Raw genomic sequence first — 24,008 nt, forward strand, 5'->3', positions numbered from 1 at the left:
AGGAAAACAACATCAATCATTACGAATAAAGGAACTATTTTTTCTAGATGCTATTATTAACATTAGGATTTTCTTTTAAACCCAAGTAGTTATAGCCAAAACACGTGAGCTGGGATCGGTCATGAATAGAATAATGTTATCGGCGACATTGATAGTTCTAGTATTTTTCACTAGTGCTCTTTCTGCTTCTGCATTCCAAGCGTACAGCGGTTTTGATGTTCAGAAGGCTACCCGTCAACTCGAAACCATCAGAGAACAACTATCAACAAAAAGTCCTAGTTATGAACAATTGTATACGGCAGTTAAACAAATCACTGTTCTACAGAAACAAGCAAATCGATGCATGGAGAATGGGAAAGGACAGTTACAAAAGATTAATGAGTTACTTGGCAATAGTGAAATATCATCAACATTAATGAAGCAAAACGATACGCGGTATCAAGAATTGCTTCACGATAAAGAGATTATGACTAAGGTAACTGCCGATTGTGCTCTTTTCAATTATCATGCTCAGGAAATATTAAACGATATCAATGCGCAGTTGGCAAATACTCGGATGTTTAATTTGTTAACAAAATCCACGCCTGTCTGGAAGAATTTCGATCCGCAGTCATTTTTTAAGGTGGTGATTAATAAGGATAAATTTTATCAAATCAGTGGCATCGATAAATTGAGTAAGTTAAATCTAATAATTATTGGATTTATAGTAGCTATAGGATTTGTTTTTTCTTTAATTTTTCATAAATTTCTTACACGATTTTCAAAAAAAAATGCAAAAAAATCATCGAGGAAAAAATGGTTGTTATCTCTTTCTAAAAGTGGATTATTTTTATTGTTAACCTTCCTTGTTATCAATATTTATTTGCATGCGCAATTTATGGATGTTTTGCCACGACCAAGTCTTCTTTCATTAGCTAATATCTTTGTTTATTTTATGTTGGCCATTACGATCACAAGATTTATCTTAAGTTATATGCAGCAGCAGTATGTTACAGATTGGCAGAAGAAACTGGTGGCTGATACCAAAAAAAGAGCTACGGTATTTTTAATGGTTTTGTGGTTGGGAAGTTTTGCCGGAGTTATGGTTCAAGGGCAATGGCTGCCGCCAGAGATCTTACGACCGCGTTTTGTTATATTCTCAGCATTATTAACATTGGCTTTTTCCTGGTTAAGTTGGCTTGTTTTTCGCTTTCCCTTTTTTAAATCTTTACCCAAATATTCACTAAACCTAATTAAGGTTTTTTTAGTTTTGCTGTTTCTGTTTACTGTGTTAATGGGATTGTTAGGCTATAGTAATTTTGCGGTTTATTTTATTCCAAACATGATTGCCACATTTATTATTTTTATTATTGCCTGGAAAGTTAGCGAATTGTTAGGAAATTTATTTTCCTTATTAAATGATGAGGGTCGTCCTATTGCAGAAAAAATTCACGCCTGGCTAGGGATTAAATCAACACAAAAACTTACGGAGTTATTTACAATACGAATCATATTAAACATCGGCTTTCTTATTTTTTGCGTGTTTATAATTATGAAGTTATGGGGTATGTCCCAGTATCATTTCGATTATCTTAAAACCTGGTATTTTCAGGGAGGGACTATTTACGGTTTTTCTATTTGGCCAGCGAGAATTGTAAGAGGAGCCATCACATTTTGTGTATTATTAATGGTAGGTAGGGCTCTTTCAACTTATGTTACCCAACATAGTGCTTTTAAAGGTGAAAAATATAGACAGGATAATATTGCGATACTAATTAATTATACGATGTTCAGTATTGCTGTTATCGTTGCATTATTAGTCGCGGGAGTGAATTTTACGAATCTTGCTGTAATTGCCGGAGCACTATCGATTGGTATTGGTTTTGGATTACAGCATCTGGCAAGTGACTTTGTCAGCGGTATTATATTATTAGTCCATAAGCCAGTAACGCCAGGAGATAGGGTCATTATTGATGATACGGAAGGTTATGTTAAACGCATACGCTTATTATCAACTCAAATAACGACGTTAAATCATGCCGATATGATAATCCCTAATTCTCATTTGATTAATAAATCAGTGACCAATTATAACTACCGTCAAAATAAGATTTGTCGTGTTAATAACCAAGTCATTCTCGATAGTGGTAGCGATCTTGCACTTGCAGAGCAAATATTATTAGATGTGGTTAAAGAAAATCCTTATATTGTTCAAACACCACCACATCACCCGGTTGTTTCTTATGAGTTAGTGCCTGCAAAAGATAGCTTACACGTGATTGTTGATCTTTGGTATTACATTAAAAATATTGAATTAAAGCAAACTATTTCCAGCGAAGTTAGTTTTAATATTATTCGGGCATTAAAGAATAACAATCTTTGCCCTGGTTACAGGAATGAACTAACGAAAAAATAAGTTTATTTATGCTTCCACCGTACCGAATATAAATCATGGCGTCTGTCTTTAAGATTAAGAACAGTTCCTTGATTTCGTACAATTTCCAAATTGTGCATGCTTAAGTCTGCAAAACAAACCATCTCTACATTTGGTGTGGTGTCAGCTGCAATGCCATCGCGAGCGAAGGGAAAATCGCAGGGAGTGAAGATACTGCTTTGCGCATATTGAATAGCCATATTTGCTACACCTGGCAGATTACCAACATTGCCCGCTATTACAACATAACATTGATTTTCAATTGCCCTTGCCTGGCAGCAATAACGCACGCGCATGTAACTTTGCCTTTCATCTGTACAAAAGGGCACAAACAATATTTTAGCACCCTGATTGATAACATGCCTGGCTAATTCTGGAAATTCACAGTCATAACAAATCAAGACTGCAATAGGACCACAATCAGTCATAATGGTTTTTAATTCGTCACCTCCATGGATGTCCCACCAATACCTTTCATTAGGAGTAGGGTGAATTTTATACTGTTCATGTATTTGTCCGTCGCGAAGAAAAACATAAGCAACGTTATAAATATTGCCGTTGGCCTTCGTAGGATGGCTACCGCCAATAATATTGATATTGTATTTGACGGCTAAAGTGGACATCAATTTTAAAAAAGGCTCGGTATATTCCGTCAATTGTAAAATAGCCTGTGATGGTGATAAGTCACTATTTTCAATAGAAAGTAGCTGAAGTGTAAACAATTCAGGAAAAAGCACAAAATCTGCATAGTAATCGGCAACCACATCAATGAAATATTCCACGTGTTGGGAAAATTCTTCGAAAGAATGTACGCGACGTTGCATGTACTGAACGACGCTCAATCTAACTTTATCAACGATTTGTTCTGGAATAGCTGTTTTACCAGCTTGTTCAGTAATCATCGCGATAGGGGTATACCAAACCAAGTGAGCCGCATATCCCATCGATTGTTTATCGATAGGAAGATAATTGGCTAATACACCAATAAGTTGAAAATCATTTCGCAATTGAAAAGACAAAACAGGATCTTTGACTTCTTTTGTAATAACGGCATTAACATAATCATTAACGTTGGGAAAAAGTTTGAATTTTTTGTGATAACGAGGGATGCGACCACCAAAGACAATTCCCTTTAAACCTTCTGCCTGGCATAATTTTTTGCGTGCCGTATATAAGCGATTACCAATACGTAAACCACGATATTCTGGATGTACACATACCTCCATTCCATAAAGAAAATCACCATTCGGATCGTGGCGAGATGCATATCCACCACCTGTAATTTCATTCCAGGTATGTGGTTGTAGAGCGATATCCCCACTAATTTTGAATGTAGCGCAATAACCAACGATCTGATCATCATATTCGACTACAAATTGGCCCTTGGGAAAATGATGGATATGGCCACGAAGAGCATCTGGGGTGTAAGTTTCCATATGCGCAGGGTAAGCTCGTGCAACAAGGCTACGGATTCTAGGTATGTCGTTAATTTTCGCATTACGAACAACAACAATGGGTTTTTTAGTGGTATGATCTGTCATTAATCACTATTCATCCTGAATTTGAAAAATAGAAGAACTACTATAAATTATATATAATTGAGTTAATTTATTACAAATTCATTGAAAATTGATCTTTATGTGTATATAATAATCTTCCAGTGCTCCCCCTTGTCTGCGCATGAGATATTGTTGGTCAAAATCGATGTAACAAATTGAAGCAGAATAAATTTCGTGCATCAGCTTGTTTGTTTTGTTATTATACTGCGCATTTTTTACATTAGTTTGTCCACTCGGATTTACGATTTTTTGGATTTTTTATGACACAAGAATTACTAAACTTTTCTGCCCTCAATTTATCCGCGACTTTATTGAAAGCGCTGGAGGACATGAAGTTTAAAACACCATCACCGGTCCAGGCACAAACCATTCCTTTATTGCTACAGGGAAGGGATGTTATTGCGCAAGCACAAACAGGTACTGGCAAGACGGCTGCCTTTGCGCTGCCAATTTTACAACGTCTATCAGCGAAATCTCAGGCAACGCAAGCCTTAATTCTTGCGCCTACTCGCGAGCTAGCCATTCAGGTTGCAGAACAATTTGAGCTTTTGAGTGCTCACAGTAATGTCTCAGTCTCTGTTCTATGCGGAGGGCAGGATTATCGACGTCAATTAAAACAATTACGCGAAGGAGCACAGATTGTAGTAGGAACTCCTGGTCGTATATTGGATCACATTGATAGAGGTACACTGCAACTAGGTAATTTGACAACCTTTGTTCTTGATGAAGCAGATGAAATGTTACGAATGGGCTTTATTGAAGATGTAGAAACAATTCTTGCCAAGTTGCCAGCAGAAAAACAAATTGCTTTATTCTCAGCAACAATGCCATCTCGGATTCGTCATATAGCAAATAGCTATTTGAATAACCCTGAATCAGTAGAAATTCGTGCTGAAACGGCAACGGTTAAAGCGATTGAACAGCGTTTTCTATTTGCTTCCGGGGCTCAAAAGCCAGATGCTTTGCTACGCATATTAGCCGTGGAAGAATACCAGGGTGTGATCGTTTTTGTGCGCACCAAGAGCAGTACAGAAGACGTTGCTCAATCACTACAGCAACAGGGCTATCGTGCGATGGCAATTCATGGGGACATTACGCAAGCACTACGTGAAAAAGTTATTGCTCAATTCAGACAAGGATCTATTGATATTCTGGTGGCAACCGATGTTGCTGCACGTGGTTTGGATGTGGAGCGAGTTACCCATGTAATTAACTATGATGTCCCTCATGATTGCGAAACCTATGTTCATCGAATTGGTCGAACTGGCCGTGCGGGCCGTAGTGGAGTCACTGTATTATTTGTAACCCCAAAAGAAGCACGAATTTTAAATACGATTGAACGTCATACTCGCCAACGTATTGAAAAAATTGTAGTTCCTAATGATCATGCAATTCAAATGGCAAGACAAGAGCGTTTTATGGCTAATATCAAGATGCGTTTGCAGCATGAGCATTTACCTTCTTATCAATATCTTGTTGAAGAGTTTCTCAAACAAAATCAGGTTTCGGCAGTTGATGTTGCAGCGGCGTTGGCTCTAATGCTAAATCAGGATAAACCTTGGAAGCGTGAGCTACCTAAACCACCTCGCGTGGCAAGAGAAGCACGCGTGCAGGAGCGCGACAATAATAACTTCAAATCTGGTCGTGGACAGAAATCAGATAGGGGTAGAAAGCAATTTCGAGATGACTATCCACAAGAATTATTTCGTCTCGACGTCGGACGTGTGCATGGTGTTAAGCCGGGTAATATCGTTGGAGCTATAGCAAACGAAGCAGGATTAGAAAGTCGTTATATTACAGGTCTTAAGATTCATGAAGATCATTCTACTGTGCGTTTGCCCCAAGGAATGTCTAAAAAAATATTCCAGGATTTAAATGGCGCCTGGGTGTGTGGTCGACAGTTAAAATTAACATCCTTAGGTAACGCATGATAAATGCCCTTTTAAGGGCTTAACTTCCAGGCGACCGTTGCTACTACGGCGACGGCGGCCATGCTTCCAAACAAAACATAAGGATTCTTAAAAACGGACTCCCCGTTTAACTGATTTATTTCTTTTTGAATTCTTTGCTGAATTTCAGCAAAAGGATTATCTACTGTTACATTTGTGGCCAGTTTAGGGATTAGTTGCTTTTGAATTGTTTCACTGCAAGATTGAATCAATTGTAACTGTTCATCATCTGTTGTATAAAAGGCTGTAAGCGTTTCACTTAAGGCTTCCGCAATTGCCGCGCTAAATTTGCTGGCATTTTCTTTCTTCCATTCATGCAAACCAAAGGAAGACCGACCCAGGTAACGCTCAATATTTTTATCAGCTTGTTGAAAATCTCGTTGCGCTTTTTGTAAAAGCTTTTCGTCAGAAAGTATCAGAGATAATTTTTGGTAAAAAAAAGTAGTGAAGTGCTGTTGAAATCTATTCATAGTAAAAAATCCTTTTTAATAAAATAGTCCTGTTATCTGAATTGTTAGAATAATTCGTCTTTATAATAGAAGGGAATATTATGCTTATTTTTCCGCTGCTTAGATTTAATTTTATGCAAAAATAACGCGCATTTATCTTCTTTTTCTAATAATTAAATTTATTTTGATGCGGGAATAGCCCGGTAGAAAAAATTGATAATCGTAATTTTTATCTATATAATCGGACATTTTTCCATGGAAAATCAATTGATTAGGTGGCAGATGAAAATCTTATTTACCGTAGTTATCCTATTTTTTTCAGGATTGGTAGCCGCAAAACCTTTAAATAATATAGTTGTATTTGGTGATAGTTTATCGGATAACGGCAATCTTTATGAATACATGCATCAAAAGTTGCCTCAATCGCCCCCTTACTATCAAGGGCGATTTACGAATGGTCCAGTTTGGGTAGAACGTTTGGCGGCAGATTATTTCCCTCACAAGACTAGTGAACATTTATTTGATTATGCCTTTGGTGGCGCAGGTATTTCAGAAACTCCAGATGATGATGTTTTGTTTACCTTAAAAAAGGAAATAGACACTTATTTTCTTGCTCACCAAGAAAAGGCAGATAAAGACAGCTTATTTATTATTTGGATAGGCGCAAATAATTACTTGGGAATTCCGGATAATCCTGAACAAGTGTTAAATGAGGTTAATCTTGGTATTACTCATGGTTTACAACGATTGGCTGATGCCGGGGCAAAACATATTTTAATTGTCAATTTGCCGGATCTTGGTAAAACGCCTATTGCTACGGCCTTTGATGCTCAAGATAAATTGTCTTATTTTGCTAATCAGCATAATGAATTATTAACAGCAAGTCTTGAGAACCTTAAGCAGAGCTACCCAGAGGTTCAGTGGCTCTATTTTGATGTTAATCAAACTCTAAATGATCTAATTATTCATCCTGAAAAATATGGATTTGATAATATTAGTGACACTTGTTATGAAGCAATGGCAGAGAAACCTTCAAATCGATTAGTGCTTCACATGGCAACTAAACTAAAACTTAAAGAAGAAACGGAAAAAGATGCTTGCGAAGGCTTTTTATTTTTTGATCCTGTCCACCCAACGGCGCCTGCTCATCAAATTATGGCAGAGCACGCTAAAAATTTCTTAGATGCTTCTGGTGTTAAATTTGACTAGTTTGGTTTTTCTTTCTGGGCTTAGGTTATCTCTGAGATAGCCACAAACCAACTAAGTAGCTGTCTTTAAAGTGTATGTAAGTTGGGCTGTAAAGCCCAACGCTCATTTCAAACGCTCTTGTCTAGAATTTTCATGTCATTCCCGTGTAAACGGTTATCATCTCTAATTGCTTAGTTGCAAAAATTCTACTCCCTGACGTTATTCAAATTTTGCTTTAGAACCGGCAGGAAAATTGCTTAATTTACAAAACCTCAAACAACAGGGTATAAGCTATGCGACTGTTTCTAGGTCTTTTCTTGTTGTTTTTTCTAAATTTTGCCGAGGTGAAGGCGGCAAGTTTGGATATCCTTGTTAAGCAGCAAAAGATTGCATTACCTTATTTATTGTTTAAAGGCAAAAAACAGCGGGGAGGGGTTGTTATAGTCAATGGGGAGCAAAGTAGCGAAGGTACCAAACTTGTTGATAATTTAAGTCACGCATTAGCACAATATGGCTGGTCAGTAGCTGTGTTAAATACGAGCCTGCAAATTAACACCGCTCCTTGGGTTGAACAATTACCCGAAGCATTGTCTGCTTTACGCAAAAAAAATAATTCACGGATGATAGTAATTCATTATGGATCACAATTAGTAGGGTCCGTAAGTTATTTTTCTAAATTACAGGCAAAACAAGTCAACGGTATGATTTTTATATCTGCATTCGACCTTCCCGAGAATAAAGAGACTCCCAGTTTAATAGAGAAAATACCCTTCCCTCTATTTGATATTACAGCACAGTTTGATTATGGCCCTGTACTGGATCAAGCCGCGGTACGTCGAATACAGATAAAGAGTTCACGTTATCTTTATCGACAACTCCCAGGTGCCTACCATGATTATTCTTACAATAAAAAAATATTAGTCGCCAATATCCATGGTTGGATGAAAAAATTACGTTCAGTAAATCCTATGAAGGCGCCAATTCAACTGAATATGCAAAAAATGCCTTTGCATTAGAAACTGTCCGTGTAGGAAATAAATCGTTTTTTAATGAATTATTAATATTTCCTTCATTTAAATGCTGTAGAATTTTAAAAAAACAATTTGACTTAAATTAAATCATGTATAAATTTGAAGGTTCCACAGACTTTTTTGTAGCGCAACTATTAGCAGATCAACAAGAGCCAGTAATTGTTGAAGAAACGCCTAAACCACGAGTCATTACTAATCTTAATCAAGACGAATTATTGCAGAAATTACACCAGTCCAAGGGCCAATGCTCTCCATCGGATTCAGAAATTAGCGTCTATATACGCCGAATGGGTCAAAAAATACCTCAAGGTGACTTAATATCAACAGTCTATTATCCCTATTGTGGTGCTGATGTAGCCCATGTGTTTTTATTATTTCCTTCATGTACTTCGGTAGTTGGATTTGGTAGAGATGATTTCGGCGGTATCGATAATTTAAATTACTATAATGAGGATAATAATTTTATGTCGGTACCAGTATGGTTTGCGGGTGGATTTGACTCACACAAATACCATGAAGAAAAAGGTAATGACTATCCCGATGGCAGGTATAAAGTATGCCCAGATGTGTTACTGCGCATTACTCAAGTTTTAGGCGGAGAAATACTGAAGATAGAAACTGAACAATTGGGGCCTGACAAAGAGGATGTAATCCATCATGTTCATTTTATGCTTGATGACGTGGAGCGTCGATTTACCTATGCTAAATATGAAGTGAAAAGAAGAACAGAAATTGTAGACAGTCCTGTTAGAAATTATCTTGTATCTCAAAATCCGGATGCGCTATTACTGAAAGCGATACCTGATGTATTACTTACTCAGTATGACGATGGTTTAGAGATGGCTTTAGCCACTGTAAATCGAAAAGAACAGATTGTGATATCTGATGGTAGAACCTATAACTGGGAAAAAAATTATTCAAAAAAAGATGAGCCTCAACCAGTTTTTGTGCCTTACACTAATCTAAAAGCTATTGAACTGAGCCGCCCATTTGGATATGGAAGTACGATTTTTATCGGTCATGGTGAACAATTAATGAATGGGTATGCTTCTAAACGATCCAAGAAGCATGACACTCAAGAGTCGACAAAAATTGTGAATAACCTGGAATCTGCTAAAGAAAATAAAGAGCTTTCGCCTGCACGAACTGAAGTGAAGAATAAGCCATCTGAAACGGAAATTAAAAAAGCAGCAAAAACAGATAAGATATCTAGTATTGGTACCGCTGCAAAATTTTTCTTACCTTTTCAACTTCATAGAAAATTTCTGAAAACTACAGGAAATAAAAAAGCTATTGATGACTCGACATCAAATTTAGAAATCAAATAGAACTAACAACTACCAAATAAGAAGTCTAATGGTTTTATAAGGTCTTCCTAACGTTAAAATTTCGATAAGCTGCAACAGTTAAGTTTGCAGCTTATATCGAAGCTCAAATACATCAGCATTAATACGTACTTTACCTGTCGTAAAGGGAGTTGGTTGGCCATTGAGTGGTAAAGAATTAGCGATTGTTGTGTTTGAAAAAACATGACCGTAAAGCAACTCCATCGTTGATGTTTTAGTTAGATGATAATCGGCAGATAGAGCCAGAAAATATTGTACATCCGACGGAAAATTAAGCGTTCGTAAATGATCCCTTTCCGGGCCATCATCAATAAGCCCAATTAATGTAAGACCCAAATTTTCAGTTTGTTGCTTCCGCAGAGCCGCGGCATAGGCCCAGGCGGCACTGTATTTCATCGTAAAAGTAAAATCAGGACCAAGGGGTGGAGGAGCTGCAGTATTCTTTATGCGAGCGTACTGATTAGCATTCCATTGTGAACAAAAAATTTGTGCGCTAACAAGCCATTTGGGATTAAATAGATGGACATAATTCACTACAGTTGTTGTTGGCATTCGAAAATTAAAAACCAAGTCATTACTGACATTGCTGTCAAGAAAACTTTCTCCTCTGGTTTTTTGTTTGATCGAATTATAGTAAGTCGCTCCTAAGAAGTTACTGGAATTAATCATTAAATAAGCGCCAAGGTTATACCCAACACCGAAACCAGAGGTGCGATTAACAAATTTGGCGTAAGCTGTTTGGCTAATAGGTAAGGCCCAGTTGGTTTCATTATTTTTCAAGAAGTTCATATTTAACCCGGCGCCAACGTTTAATTTTGGAGCAACGTTAAATGAAAAGCGGGGACTAATATCAACGTCGGTCATTATGGTTTCAACAGACGCATAACGAGTAAAAGAATCTAGACCATAAATTAAATTTGAATGAAAAGGTTGCGTGACATCGACTCCAAAGACAAGTTTCTCATTCAATCGGCTTGCAATTCGACCATAAGGTAAAACACTAAATCGGCGTGAAGCACTAATGCCACTGTCATATTGAAATGTATTTAAATTTAATACACTGCCTGCAAATCGGACATCGGCAAAAAAACCGGTCATCCCAATTAAAAATTCATTCTCTTTAACCTTAAAAAGTTCAGCAGGATTGCTATAGGTTATCCCTGTATAATATTGCAAGACATTAGCATGAATGCTAACACTTGTTAGGCTTAAAAAAATGGCAACTGAATAGCGCATAATTTGTTCTACTTAAGAAAGGCGCAATTATTTAAGTGAATAATTGCACCTGATAATTAAAAGGATTATTGAGATTGTGCCGGGGTTGATGGAGGAGGCGATACTGCAGCAGGGGTTGTCGTTTGCGGTATAGCCGTATTAGCTGCAGTACGTGGAATAGCGATCATTTGCATGATACCTAAATCACCAGAAACTTTGCGCCCGATAATCAGATTTATCGTGAGTGGCTGTGTTAACTTCTCTTTTTCATTTTGATAAACCACTTGCAAAGGAAGACTTACTTTCCACTGGTTATCCTTTATTTCCGTAATTTGCCCTGCGCCATCCACCATACTGCTTACCATTAAGCGCTGTGTTTTTATGGCATTGAGATTACCGGATTTTTGTAAGGCATCATTAAAACCTTGCCATCCCAAGTCGGTATAGCATGCCTTAAGCGCGGCGAGCTGACTATCCATTGTTGTATAGTCGAAGTCAAACGATTGTGCAGTCGCTTTTTCAGACCACTTCATAACGAGTGAGGGATCAATCTTGGTAGTTGTTGCTGGAATACGATAATTGCAGTCAATAGTTTGTGGCGTAGCCTGAGTAGTAACCGTCGTTGAACCTGGTTGAGTAGTCACTGTCGTTGAGGCAGGCTGAGAACTTGCAGGCGTTGTTTTTGTCGTTTGCGATGTTGAAGTTTGTTCTTGTGGTGTAGTCGTTGTGGCACTCGGAGGTGTTTGAGTCGTTGTTACGGTTGTCGTAGTGGTTGTAGCACCCTGAGATGTAGCGGGTTGCGTTGTCACTTGTGTGGTACCCTGCGCTGCTGGCGTCTGGGTTTGTGAAGGCATTGGTGTACCTTGGTTGACTGGTATTTGCTGCCCTTGTGGAGTTGGAATCTGTTGACCCTGTGGGGCAGGTAATTGAGGTTCCGTCGATTTGGGGGTAACTGTTTGAGAAGCTAACTGTTGTCCAGATTGAATGTCAGCTGTTTTCGAGTTCGATGCAATGTCTGATTGAGAATTCGCCACCATTGTTTGAATTGTTGCAGTTACATGATTTAAATTTTTATCATCATTTTCCGCATAAGCGGTACATAAGATACTCATTAATCCTGCATACAGCATGGATTTGTTCATTGAAACACTCCTTGCATTAATAGTAATCCAGTAAGGTTGCCACAAGACTTGCAGCAAGGCGTGCGGTCCGCTGCTCCTGGTCAAGTGGGGGTGAAAGTTCAGCAATGTCAAAACTTACAACTTTGCCAGTTTGTAAGATGTATTTCAACAGGGGAAGTGTTTGCCAGGGAGTTAATCCCATAGTTTGTGGTGCACTAACGCCTGGTGCAAAGCATTCAGCGAATACATCGAGGCAGATGGATAAGTAAATTGCCTCATGACCAGAGAGGAAATTATCCAGAAATGCGATTTGCTGGCTTAAACTGTCAGTATTAATTTGCTCTGCAGTCAAATAAGAAACCTTAAGCTCATTGGCGGTTTTAATAAGGCTTTGAGTATTGCCAAGTGCTTGAATTCCCAGACAGCAATAATCAAAGTCTAACTGATTTTGCATACAATAATTGGCAATCTGACGAAATGGTGTGCCAGATGTCCCATAAAGATTATCGTTTAAGGGACGTAAATCAAAATGAGCATCGAAATTAATAATGCCAAGTTTGTGATACTTACCCGTTAAACCAGAAAAATGGCCCCAGGCTATTTCATGTCCGCCGCCTAGTGCAACGGTTTTATAGCCTTGTTCCTGAAGATGATGAATAAGCTTGGCAAATTGTGCTTGTGCTTCTTCCAGTTGTCCTTCCCGACACATGATATTACCGAGATCAATTAGATTCTTAGGCGAATGACAGGGTAATTTTGCTAATTGCTCGCGAAGTTTTAAAGGGCCAATTTTTGCACCTGCACGTCCTTCATTACGCTTTATGCCCTCATCACTGCAAAAACCGATTATCGCAATGTCTTGTTGAGGATTTTTCGAAAAATGAGAGCGAATATCCTGGATAGCCACTCTTTGAAAGAATCGTTCACCAGGTAAGCTGTCTTTACGTCCTTGCCAAAGCGATGTATCGGTCGGCTCATAATTAAAAATATCGGTAAACATCAGAATCTCCTCGTAGAGAATACTATAGCTCTAGAAGATGAAATGAGGTAATTTAACGATTTTATAAAAAAAAAATATAAAAAAACAGAGGGTTAATAAGAAGCGATGCAAAATAATATTTGCATTAATTTTAAATCAGCTTCCAATTATTATGAGCAAATAAAGAATCTGTTCCGTTAATTAAAAACCAGGTAAATGAATTGTTATTCATCTAAATATGCCAATTCAAAGGAATGTCTGTTATTATCGGCGCACAAAAATTGCCACAATTCTTAAATAAAACTTGATTTGTCTTAACTTGTTCAATAATTTCGTTGGACCCAATAACTATGTAAGATTTTAAACTAAAACGAAATTGGAATCGTAGTAAAGCGACAAGATTATTGCCGCTTATAAAGTGCAACTGTTAAGAACAGTTGGTAATTGACTAGCTGCTTATCTGGGAGAATAACTGTGTTTGTAGTCACTGGTGGTGGCAGTGGAATTGGCCGAGCATTGGCTCAAGCATTGGCAACACGAGGAAATAAAGTTTTAATTATTGGTCGGCGTGAAGATGCACTTGCTGAAACAGCTGCCTTTTCGCCACAAATTTCTTTTCTTTGCGCTGATGTGGCAACAGATGCAGGAAGGCAGGAAATCGCGGCGCAGCTTAAGTCAATTAGCTCATTAGATGGTTTAATTCATAATGCCGCTACGATTGAACCTATGGTACCAATAGCAACGATTGACGAACTTTCCTGGCAGCAAGCATTCGCAACTAATCTTAATGCCCCCTTATTTTTATCACAATCACTGTTACCTAAGTTAAAACAGGGCCGCGTTTTGCATATTGGCTCTGGGGCCGCCTATTTTCCTGTTACAGGATGGGCAGCCTATTGTGTCTCAAAAGCAGCGTTATCGATGTTAACCCGCTGTTGGCAGCTGGAAAGCCAAGATGCTGCTTTTGCTAGTGTAATGCCCGGTATTATTGATACCGATATGCAGGCACTTATTCGTCAGGCGCGATTTATGGATGAGGATAAGCGCAACTTTTTTCTTACACTAAAAGCCGAAGAACGGTTACTAACGGTGGAAACAGTGGCTCTTTTTTTAAGCTGGCTACTTCTTGACTTAGGCAAGGAGGAGTTTGTTTCTAAAGAATGGGATATTTATGATAAAAGTCATCACCAGTTTTGGCTTGTTTCCCCACATAAAGTTCCTCACTGGGAGTAAAAGGTGATGATAACCTGCGAGCGCTTACTGTTGAATGCAACAACAATTAATACTGAAGGAAAGCAACTTCAAGCGCAGGCTATTGCTATAGCCAATGGGCTTATTGTCTGGTGTGGTAATATGACAGATCTTCCCCACGATTATAGACAGCACGCAATTGCTATTCATGAGTGCGAAGGGCAACTAGTTACTCCCGGATTTATCGACTGTCATACCCATTTAGTTTATGCTGGCAATCGGGCAGATGAGTTTAAACAGCGTCTTGAGGGTAAAACCTATGCTGAAATTGCTCGAGCAGGTGGTGGAATTTTGTCTACAGTTCGAAAAACAAGAGCTGTCACGGAAGAGGAGTTATTGGAGCAATCACTACCAAGAATCTTAGCTATGCGGGCTGAAGGAGTAACTACCGTTGAAATTAAATCGGGGTATGGGCTCGATCTAAAGAATGAAATGAAAATGCTAAGGGTGGCGAGACGATTGGGGGATTTAAGTGGTATTCGTGTAAGGACCACCTTTTTAGGAGCGCATGCTGTTCCGCCTGAATTTCAAAATAACGCGCAAGGTTATGTCGATTTTTTATGCTCAGAGATGTTACCTGCCATTGTCGCGGAAAATCTGGCTGATGCCGTGGATGTTTTTTGTGAATCAATTGGTTTTACTTTGGCACAAACAGAAACACTCTTTCTGAAAGCAAGGGAATTATCATTACCGATCAAATGCCATGCAGAGCAGTTATCTAATTTGGGTGCCACAGAATTGGCGGCAGGCTTAGGCGCTTTATCCTGCGATCATCTGGAGTATTTGAATTCTGCAGGAGCTGCCGCTATGGCCAAGCACGGGACAGTCGCAGTGTTATTACCGGGTGCCTACTATTTTTTACGTGAAAAAATGAAACCCCCGGTGGACATTTTGCGAAAAATGGCGGTGGGTATGGCTATTGCCACAGATTCAAACCCTGGGTCATCGCCCACAACATCGTTAACCCTGATGTTAAATATGGCTTGTCAATTTTTTGGTCTTACAGTAGACGAAGCATTGGCTGGTGTTACCTATTATGCTGCCAAAGCATTGGGTTTGCAGCAGAAAATAGGTGCAATAGCTGTAGGATTAAATGCAGATTTAGTGCGTTGGTCAACAAATGATAGCGCGTCTCTTTGTTACCATTTTGGCTATCCATTGGAGCATAGCACCATGATAGCGGGTCATTGGTTAAGTATCTAAATAAGGAGTACTGACATGCAGAGATTTATTTGGAGCATTATCTTATTGGTTTATTTCTCAATAAATGCGAGTTGGGCTGAGTCAGCAAAAACAGTTGCAGTAAAAAAAGAAACGGCGACCTTTGATTTGGATATTAAATACCCACAAGGTTTTGCCAATAAAAATATTGACAAGGTTGTCAAAGCATATATTGATGAGACACAAAGAGCGGATGCTAATCCTGATTCAAGTGATATGCCTGATGCACCTGGAAAAAATAGCTTGCACATCGATTATAAAATTCCATTTGAAAATAAGAATGCAGTAAGTCTGCTTTTTTCCATTTCTACTTATAGTCGTGGTGCTGCTCATCCTAATAATGCTGTAAGAACTTTCAATTTTATTGATGGGAAAGAGGTTACTTTAGGCGAGCTATTTAAACCGGAAAGCAATTACTTGTCTAAAATAGCAGCATTTAGTCGTTCAGCTATTCTTAAGAAAAAAATCTCTGACGAAAACTGGGTTACAACAGGAACAAATCCGACTCAAGAAAATTACCGTAATTGGTATTTTTCTGCGGATGGTTTGGCTGTAGTTTTTGATACCTACCAAGTTGCAGCTTATGTCTATGGCCCGCAGACAGTTACGATTCCTAAAACAAAACTCACTAATTTGCTACGCCCGGAAGTAGCTAAAGTGCTATGGGGTAGCCAATGAGTAAATCTGTTCCGTTTATTACAGCGGATAAAAAAATAGCTGAATTAACGTTGCGTACAATTGTACTTGCCGTTATTTTAACGGTATTGCTAGCTTTATCCAATGCTTATCTGGCTTTGAAATTAGGCATTCTCACCTCAGCCTCTATCCCGGCGGCTATTATTTCCATGGGGATTTTACGATTTTTCAAGGATGCTACCATCCTTGAAAATAACGCTGTACAAACTGCTGCATCGGCTGGAGAAGCCGTCGCAGGTGGAATTGTTTATACCATTCCTGCACTGATAATCATTCAATATTGGGATGGTTTTGATTATTTCACTAATTTCTTTATAGCAGCGACAGGCGGAATTCTGGGCGTGCTATTCTCTATTCCCTTGCGTCGAATCCTGGTTAATGAGCAAGCTTTGAAATTTCCAGAAGGACGAGCTATTGCCGAAGTTTTAAAATCTTCCGCCGAAAAAGCTGGAATTCGTGATATTTTTTTAGGTGGTGCAGTAGGTGGACTACTCGAGTTATTGCAAACAGGATTTAAAGTGGTCGCAAATAGCTGGAGCTATTGGTTTGTAGCAAAGCGCTCCTTGTTTGGTTTCGGTACAGGTTTTTCTGCAACAATGATAGGTGCAGGTTATTTAGTGGGTCATGAAATGGCGATTAGTATTTTTTTAGGAGCCATTATATCCTGGCTAGTTGCTATGCCCATTGTAAGTCAATTTTATCCTCAATTCGTTGAACAGTATCCTGCAGATCAGGCAGCAGGTTTTCTGTGGAATAGTGAAATGAGGTATTTGGGAATCGGGGCGATGCTTTTTGCAGGAACCTGGACCTTCTTAAAATTAATAAGACCATTGATAAAAAGTATGAGTATTTCATTTAGTGCTTTTATGTCAAAAAGTCACTCCGACGCACAATTGCCTCGCACTGATAAAGATATCCCCATGCCCTTTATTCTGAGTGGTATCCTCATCATGGCAGCCGTATTATTTTTATTCTTTCAATTCATTTTTCCTTTGGAGGAAGTGGGCCTTGATGGAAATTATGGGCCTACCCTGGTTTTTGGAGCAGTTCTTTATATTTTAATTATTGGATTCTTGTTTTCTGTCATCACCGCTTATTTTTCTGGTATGGTGGGTGTTACCGCAAGTCCGGGAAGCTCAGTAGTTATCGCTGGAATGTTATTTGCAGCGTGGCTCTTATTAACAGTTATGAATCATTTTTTCTCTTTACCATTTACAAATGGTCAGATTAGAGCAGCAGAAGCAATTACAATTATTATTGGGTCTGTCGTTACGGGAATTGCAGCCATTGCTAATGATAACACGCAAGATTTAAAAGTAGGTCAATTAGTAGGTGCTACGCCATGGAAACAGCAGGTAATGCTTCTGCTGGGCGTCGTTATTTCTTCATTAGTCATCCCTCCTGTTATGCAGCTTTTATTTGATGTTTATGGCATAGCAGGTGTGATGCCCCATGAGGGAATGGATCCGAGTCAATCGTTACCTGCACCAACAGCTGCATTAATGGCCGCCATAACAGAAGCTGTTTTCCGCAATACACTTCCATGGACAATGATGTTCATTGGTGCAGCAATTATATTAGCTATTATTCTCTGTAATCGTTTATTTAAATTAGACCGTTTTTTAAAACTATCTATTTTAGGGGTGGCAATTGGCATGTATTTACCTCTTGCGTCATCCTTCCCTCTCTTTTTAGGAGGCATGATAGCCCTAGTTGTTCAGAAGCGACTAAATAAACGTCTCCTCGTAGAAGAAGATAAGCGTCAGCGTAAACAAAAAGGGGTATTAATTGCTTGTGGTCTCGTTGCTGGCTCTGCGATCGTGGATGTTATTTTGGCGATACCGTTCTCTATTTTACATACACCCGATGCCCTAACTCTGGTTGGTCCGGGCTGGCATAACTACGGGGTAATATTAGGTGTATTCTCAACATTAATACTTGCTGGGTGGATCGGTCATCGCGTTTGCAATAAAGCATAAAATAGGTCATGTATGGTTATTTACGAGGTAAATTTAGAGGTGAAGGAAGCTATTTTTAATGAGTACTTTGCCTGGTTAAAACCACATATTAAAGAATTATTAACGCTTGAAGGCTTTATAAAAGCCGATTTGCTCTTTGATAATGAGCAGGCGAGCGAAGGGGTAAGAAAGATCGTCGTTACTTACTACTTAAAAGATTATGCTGCGTATCATCATTATATCAATACCCATGCTCTTAAAATGCGTGAGGATGCAATCAAACGATTCGCAGGACAGTCCAGTGCTCATAGAAGAGTATTGGAGTTGGAAGGCAGCTACAGTCTTTAATGTGTCCAATTACCACTTGTTCTATCCAAATTTATAAATGTAAATAAGCATTAGATGTAGTTGCAGCAAGTAGCTTTGAGGCAGTAAATGTTGCCTTGCCGATCAAATACTAGTCTTGGTGCAACAAGTACTTAGGAACATGACTATTCCCTCGTTATCCCGAGCGCAGCGAAAGATCTCCTGAGGTTATAAGGTTTGCCCGTTGACACAGGAGATCTTTCGCTGCGCTCGGGATGACGTGGCAAGTTGTATAATGTGTTATCTATTTTGAAATAAAGCAATTAATCTATCATCTCCAATGAGGTTATCCCATGAATCCAATCCGATTTAATATAGAGTCTTGCGTTGAACAAAAAATGTCCTATATTTCATATAAGACTGTTGAACCCAAGGATGAAAAATGTGCTTGTTAAATAACAGTAAATGCCTGTGTCATCATATAAAAAAATTTATTGTTGCTGATGAAAATAAAAAATTTTTTAAATTTTTTACCAGTATAAATATTACGGAATTGTATAGTTTTCTTAAAGATGCTTACCAATTGCTAGATGATACCGCATCAGTGAGTTTTAACGATGACCTGAACAGATTGGTAGCAGAATATGTTAAACCACCTGAGACACTGGACGATGAAAGGCAAGTGATTAACGTGAATAATGAGGAAAGAAGATTATCTTTTCTAAAGGTTTATGCTAAATATACAAAGGGTAAGGTCGATAAGGAAAAGTTAGTTACCGAGTTAAATAAATTGGTTCAAGACGTGGAGAAACTAACCTATAACAATCTATGTGATAATAAATCCTTTATTGAAACCCTGAAGAGAAACTCTAAAGTATTTGGCAGAAAATCGTCTGTAAGTAATTTAGCAGCTTCACGCCTGCGCTTGGGAGGAAAAAATCAGGAAATCCATAAAAAAGAAGATACTGAACCCGACAATGGTGGAAATTCTGCAACACCTACCTGGTGATTACAAAGTAAGCTGATGCTATTCATGTGTGAAAGTTAAATTCAGGGGTTCTTAATCAGGACCCCTGATTAAACTAATTAAAACGATTTGTGAAAATCTTCCGAACTTTGCTTGAATTCTGACAAATCAGTTGTAATTTTTTCAACTTTAGATTTACTGAGCTCTATATCCTTAAAGAAAAAATGCCCGCATTCAGCTCTGGATTTTCTAGTGGCGAAGGCATAAATGCCGAGTGCTATACCTGCAGTTAAAATAGCCCCCAATATTAACAATACATTTTTAATAACAGCGCTACTTGTTCTGTCTTTAACCTCTCCTGCTGTGCGTTGGCTTTTTTCCACCCATTTATCGAGGAATTTATGCATGTCTTTATCTTTTTGTTCTACGGAAGCTGCTTTTTCTGAAATCGTCTTCCACTCTTGTAGGAGGTCTTCTCGTAGATTGTGTAAGATAGATTGATCATGGGGACTTGCTTTAAGCTCTTGTTGGTACATATCATCGAGCGCAGTAAGTAGGCTGTATTGTGAAAAATAATAATTCCCTAACGTTTGAATCTTTTTCTGTTGGCTTTCGTCAAAGCTTTTATCTTGCTTTGCCAAACTATAAAGTTCTTTAAGTGATGTAAGGGCAATGAGTAGTTTTTTGCGTGATAAGGGTAGTCCATAAACATCTAATTGTATTTCTTTCTCTTTTTCGGTTCCCTTAAGAGTTGAGTCTTTAATGTCTTCTGCAATGAAACTTTCCAATTTTTGCTGTAAGTCTTTTAGAAAGTTAGCATTTTGTAATTTTTCAGCCGCTTCAGCTATTTCTTTTTGATTTCCAATATGCAAACTATTGGAATGAAGTTTTTGTATTAAATCTGGGCTTAAATTTGGCTTCAAAATGGTATCGAATTGATGACCGTAGGTAAACGTTAATAAATTTTTATTGGTACTCAAATAGCCAAGTAATTCTTTTGCTTTTGTACCAGAACTAAAAGTTTTGTCATCAAATTTTGTATCATTACAGAGATTAATTTCTTTCAACGCTGGATTTGTGGCGAGATAACGACCTAGAGCTTTCAAATCATGACCATAGTCAAAATTACTATTTTCAACATCCAATCTGCTTAGTTCTTTAAAATTTTGCAACGCTTCAAACAAAGTTTCCCAACCAGTGTGAGACAGTTTAATACGGGGTAATGCTAATGAGGTGATTGCAGGAGTGCTAGCCATAGTTTTAAATTGTGAAACGAAGAAATCAGCAACTTCGTCAGCAACCACAATTGTTAATTTTCCAATTTTCAAGTTTTTATTAGATAACACTGCCAGCAATTGCTCGACTTGTTCTGTTGTTTTTATGCCATCGATTTGGACAGCAATTTCGCTAAGATCGCCATTCTTCTCACTTATTAGTGCCTGGAAGTTTTCAATCAACATAGTTATCACCTGGTCTATTGTGTAATTTAATCAAGATAATTGACAAAAAATAGGGCTTAATTATACTTTGTGGTTATTTATTAGTCAACAAATATAAAATATTTACTGTGTCGAGAAAGGTTTTATACCACTCAGTTTCATTATTAATATTGGGTTAACACTTGGACTATATAATTAAATAAAGATCACCGAAGGATTAATTATGTCTAAAAGTGATTATCGTTACATGTTTTTGGCAACGAAAAGCAAATTTAGCAACGCTGCTTTCAATAATAAAGAAAATAATTCGTTATTTCAGCAAGCTATTTTTTTTGCTTTGGGTGTTTATGAAAATCAGAAGAACGCTTCATCAAGAAAAATCGATATGGTTGTTATTCGTGAGATTGTTAAATCAAATAGGGATCCTGAAGTCTCGCGAAAAGAAATTGAAGATTATTTTGCAGGAAAAACAACTGCAGAAAAATACATCAAGTCTCCTCCTTTCCCCCCAACCATACTTGAAAATGTAAAAGGGCACACGTTTAAGACTGGTCTTTTAGATGGAAGTTTGCTGGAAGACTATGTAACAGCAACAATGAACTCTTTTTACGAACATATTCTATTGCCGATACAATTTGAAATTTCTTCACTAGAGCAAAAAAAGCAGGCTTTGAGGAATTGCGCTATTAATGCTTTAGCTGAGGCGAGGGTACGTGGTGGCGGTCAGGGAAACTATAATCAAATTTCTGAGGAAATAGAGGGAATTAACGACATAGTTGCGTTCGCTAATTTTTGCAAAACATATACTAAAATATCGCCCGAAAAAAACAGCTTTGAATCTTTTTTTAAAAAGAATTTATCAAAAATTATTAACCAAAATGTTCACTTCAATGAATATTATTCTCAGAGAAAGATTACTTATCAATTACAAGACTTTGTAAATTTCTCTCTTGAAAGATTTGCTAGTGAGAAAACAGAAGAAGAGATAATTCATAGTGAAGCCATGGTGAGGGCAGTGGAAGAAATACTGTCAGACGGGGATTCCAAAACGCAGTTAATTAAACTCAAAAATCTTGTTGCACAAGAAGGCACCCCCAATCTCTTACATAAACACATGCAACATGCTATTGAAAATTATGAACGGCAGCAAAAAAAATATCCTGAAGGTCGTGTCGTAGAAACCAAGGTCTGGAAAAATCCGCAGGATAAAGAAAAGAAACCGGAAAAAATCATTATTGCGCTTCATGGTTGGCGAGATAGTGCTGAATGTTGGAATAATCTGGGACAAGAAGCGATAAAAAAAGGTTATCAAGTTATCGCCTATGATCATCGCGGTTATGGTTTTGATAGTGAGCGGACTGAAAGTGGGCATAATAATGAATTACTTAGTATAGATTTTCGAAAATTCCTTGAAGATATCATTAAGGAAAATCCAGAGGCTCAGATTGAACTTGTGGGGCACAGCATGGGTGGGGCGATTTTGCTTAATAATCAAAAATTCATTCAAAATCAGGCACAAATAAAATCTGTCACTTGTTTTTCGCCAGCAGTTACCCCTTCTTTTATGGGGTTTTTTAGTGAATTCAAAAACGCTTTATTCAAGCGAGAAGCTCATGAAGAGGCTTTGGAGCGTCAGCAATTAAATCAGCCACGCTTTGTTAAACCTTCGTTATCCCAACCGGGCAACATTATTAAATTTCTAACAACGTTACCCAGTTTATTGGCTATTATGATTGAAGCCTATAAATCACTTCGGCAACTTGCGACCATGAAGCCTGAAGAAGGTTCCCCTAAATGGAATATTTTTTTCGGTTGCAGAGACATTGCCGTTTCCAGCGATCCAATTTTAAGGATTCAAGAAGAAACAGAAAATAGAACGTATCTAAGTTTCGAAGAATACCCACGTGGTGATCACCTCTTATTACAAGGGCGAAATGCAACACCTGTGTTGGAAAGTTATTTTGAAAAAATAGCAATGAAAGATGAGATTAGTGACGCTAATAAATTATAAATAAAGCAGAGTTTCAAGTAACTATTTAATGGTTTTTACCAGCCATGGTTTCCGAGGCACGACAGATTTTGTCTTGTTCAACAATTATTTTGTCATCCATTAAGTCTCTTTTTGGTAAATGAAAAAGACCCATTTGCTAAACTTATAGATAAGGTGTACGGAAATCAGAGGTAAATCTAATGAGGAAGAAAGAAAAAATTCACGAAGAAGATATCGCACAGTCCTATAATAAATTCAAGGAATTTGAAGGTAAGCGATATACCGGTATGAAGGTTGGCCGTAGCCATTACTGGATTTATGATGCTGGGCAATGGAAGGAAACCAAAGTGACCCCAGATCTATGGGAAATCAATTATGCTGTGACAAAAAGAAGAAAGGGGCATGCTCCGGAAGGATCTGGGGTACCGGTGAGAACAAAATACCATTGGTATATCTTGGCTCACCAGGTTGTTGAGAAGTTAAATGCTAACGACTATTCCACTGAAATGTCAGGATTAAAATACAAAGTTGCACACCAACGTGCTAATAAAGATGATTGGAACATTTCTGATATAGCGCAAAAAAAGCGGATGGTTAAAATTCTTAAAGAATTAGTAACCACGTTAGAGGAAGAAATTGAAGCTGCTAAGAAGAAGAAAAAAGTGAAAGCAAAACCGGCGACCAAAGAAAAAACTGCAGCAAAGAAAAAGACAAGTCCGCAAGCCAAAACCTCAGAAATTAAATCATTTCCTAAACGAATGGTTGCAAAAAATGAACCTTCTCATGAAGAAAAAGTGCGAAAACATAAAGGTCATTAATAGCTTGAAAGGGTTTTCATCCCAAAAGGGAATCCTTAATGCTGCCTGGCTACCTTGGTCGTGATGAGAGTTATCAAGCCACTACTAATAACATTAACTTTGATGATTGCTG

General features: G+C 38.0%; 19 protein-coding genes. 13 read left to right on the top strand and 6 right to left on the bottom strand.

From position 1 onward, the window contains the following. The first annotated feature begins 121 nt into the window (after positions 1-121). Positions 122-2,395, top strand: coding sequence for a mechanosensitive ion channel family protein (locus tag PXX05_RS02415; protein ID WP_275089461.1), 2,274 nt, complete (start codon positions 122-124; stop codon positions 2,393-2,395). A gap of 2 nt (positions 2,396-2,397) precedes the next feature. Here PXX05_RS02415 and PXX05_RS02420 read toward each other — a convergent pair whose 3' ends face one another. Beyond that, positions 2,398-3,954 (bottom strand): bifunctional GNAT family N-acetyltransferase/carbon-nitrogen hydrolase family protein, encoded by a 1,557-nt coding sequence (locus PXX05_RS02420; RefSeq protein WP_275089462.1) that lies wholly within the window; start codon positions 3,952-3,954, stop codon positions 2,398-2,400. Between the two features lie 278 nt (positions 3,955-4,232). On the opposite strand from PXX05_RS02420, the gene PXX05_RS02425 reads away from it, so the two are divergent. Next, positions 4,233-5,903, top strand: a complete 1,671-nt coding sequence (locus tag PXX05_RS02425; RefSeq protein ID WP_275089463.1) for a DEAD/DEAH box helicase — start codon at positions 4,233-4,235, stop codon at positions 5,901-5,903. A gap of 11 nt (positions 5,904-5,914) precedes the next feature. Here PXX05_RS02425 and PXX05_RS02430 read toward each other — a convergent pair whose 3' ends face one another. Beyond that, entirely contained in the window at positions 5,915-6,391 is a 477-nt protein-coding gene (locus PXX05_RS02430; protein ID WP_275089464.1) for a hypothetical protein, read from the bottom strand. Between the two features lie 261 nt (positions 6,392-6,652). Between PXX05_RS02430 and plaA the strand changes: the two genes are divergently transcribed. From plaA to PXX05_RS02445, 3 genes are all read left to right on the top strand, one after another. After that, complete coding sequence (gene plaA, locus PXX05_RS02435) at positions 6,653-7,579, top strand: GDSL family lysophospholipase PlaA (RefSeq protein ID WP_275089465.1); 927 nt, start codon at positions 6,653-6,655, stop codon at positions 7,577-7,579. Positions 7,580-7,851: 272 nt separating this feature from the next. Beyond that, a complete protein-coding gene (locus tag PXX05_RS02440; protein WP_275089466.1) occupies positions 7,852-8,574 on the top strand; it encodes an alpha/beta hydrolase in 723 nt (240 codons plus the stop codon). Positions 8,575-8,678: 104 nt separating this feature from the next. Beyond that, positions 8,679-9,917, top strand: a complete 1,239-nt coding sequence (locus tag PXX05_RS02445; RefSeq protein ID WP_275089467.1) for a hypothetical protein — start codon at positions 8,679-8,681, stop codon at positions 9,915-9,917. A 78-nt stretch (positions 9,918-9,995) separates the two neighbouring features. On the opposite strand, the gene PXX05_RS02450 is transcribed toward PXX05_RS02445, so the two are convergent. The 3 genes from PXX05_RS02450 to hutG form a co-directional block, all read right to left on the bottom strand. After that, positions 9,996-11,171, bottom strand: coding sequence for an OmpP1/FadL family transporter (locus PXX05_RS02450; protein WP_275089468.1), 1,176 nt, complete (start codon positions 11,169-11,171; stop codon positions 9,996-9,998). A gap of 65 nt (positions 11,172-11,236) precedes the next feature. Next, positions 11,237-12,292 (bottom strand): DotI/IcmL family type IV secretion protein, encoded by a 1,056-nt coding sequence (locus PXX05_RS02455; protein ID WP_275089469.1) that lies wholly within the window; start codon positions 12,290-12,292, stop codon positions 11,237-11,239. Positions 12,293-12,308: 16 nt separating this feature from the next. Continuing rightward, positions 12,309-13,271, bottom strand: coding sequence for a formimidoylglutamase (gene hutG / locus PXX05_RS02460; protein ID WP_275089470.1), 963 nt, complete (start codon positions 13,269-13,271; stop codon positions 12,309-12,311). A gap of 453 nt (positions 13,272-13,724) precedes the next feature. On the opposite strand from hutG, the gene PXX05_RS02465 reads away from it, so the two are divergent. The 6 genes from PXX05_RS02465 to PXX05_RS02490 all read left to right on the top strand — a co-directional run bounded on the left by PXX05_RS02465 (position 13,725) and on the right by PXX05_RS02490 (position 19,691). Further along, complete coding sequence (locus PXX05_RS02465) at positions 13,725-14,483, top strand: SDR family NAD(P)-dependent oxidoreductase (protein ID WP_275089471.1); 759 nt, start codon at positions 13,725-13,727, stop codon at positions 14,481-14,483. 6 nt (positions 14,484-14,489) lie between these two features. Beyond that, complete coding sequence (gene hutI, locus PXX05_RS02470) at positions 14,490-15,704, top strand: imidazolonepropionase (RefSeq protein WP_275090449.1); 1,215 nt, start codon at positions 14,490-14,492, stop codon at positions 15,702-15,704. 15 nt (positions 15,705-15,719) lie between these two features. Next, positions 15,720-16,400, top strand: a complete 681-nt coding sequence (locus PXX05_RS02475; RefSeq protein WP_275089472.1) for a DUF3298 and DUF4163 domain-containing protein — start codon at positions 15,720-15,722, stop codon at positions 16,398-16,400. Next, positions 16,397-18,397 (top strand): OPT family oligopeptide transporter, encoded by a 2,001-nt coding sequence (locus PXX05_RS02480; RefSeq protein WP_275089473.1) that lies wholly within the window; start codon positions 16,397-16,399, stop codon positions 18,395-18,397. Before PXX05_RS02475 ends, PXX05_RS02480 begins: the two co-directional genes overlap by 4 nt. A 12-nt stretch (positions 18,398-18,409) precedes the next feature. Then, a complete protein-coding gene (locus PXX05_RS02485) occupies positions 18,410-18,724 on the top strand; it encodes a DUF4286 family protein (protein WP_275089474.1) in 315 nt (104 codons plus the stop codon). A 400-nt stretch (positions 18,725-19,124) separates the two neighbouring features. Next, a complete protein-coding gene (locus PXX05_RS02490; RefSeq protein WP_275089475.1) occupies positions 19,125-19,691 on the top strand; it encodes a hypothetical protein in 567 nt (188 codons plus the stop codon). 77 nt (positions 19,692-19,768) lie between these two features. On the opposite strand, the gene PXX05_RS02495 is transcribed toward PXX05_RS02490, so the two are convergent. Beyond that, complete coding sequence (locus tag PXX05_RS02495; RefSeq protein WP_275089476.1) at positions 19,769-21,109, bottom strand: leucine-rich repeat domain-containing protein; 1,341 nt, start codon at positions 21,107-21,109, stop codon at positions 19,769-19,771. Between the two features lie 202 nt (positions 21,110-21,311). On the opposite strand from PXX05_RS02495, the gene PXX05_RS02500 reads away from it, so the two are divergent. Continuing rightward, the gene (locus tag PXX05_RS02500) at positions 21,312-23,099 is read left to right on the top strand and encodes an alpha/beta hydrolase (RefSeq protein WP_275089477.1); all 1,788 of its coding nucleotides are present in this window, start codon (positions 21,312-21,314) and stop codon (positions 23,097-23,099) included. 179 nt (positions 23,100-23,278) lie between these two features. After that, a complete protein-coding gene (locus PXX05_RS02505) occupies positions 23,279-23,896 on the top strand; it encodes a hypothetical protein (protein WP_275089478.1) in 618 nt (205 codons plus the stop codon). The last annotated feature ends 112 nt before the right edge of the window (positions 23,897-24,008 follow it).

Origin of the sequence: Legionella cardiaca (assembly GCF_029026145.1) — a bacterium.
In the GTDB taxonomy this organism is placed as follows: Bacteria; Pseudomonadota; Gammaproteobacteria; order Legionellales; family Legionellaceae; genus Tatlockia; species Tatlockia cardiaca.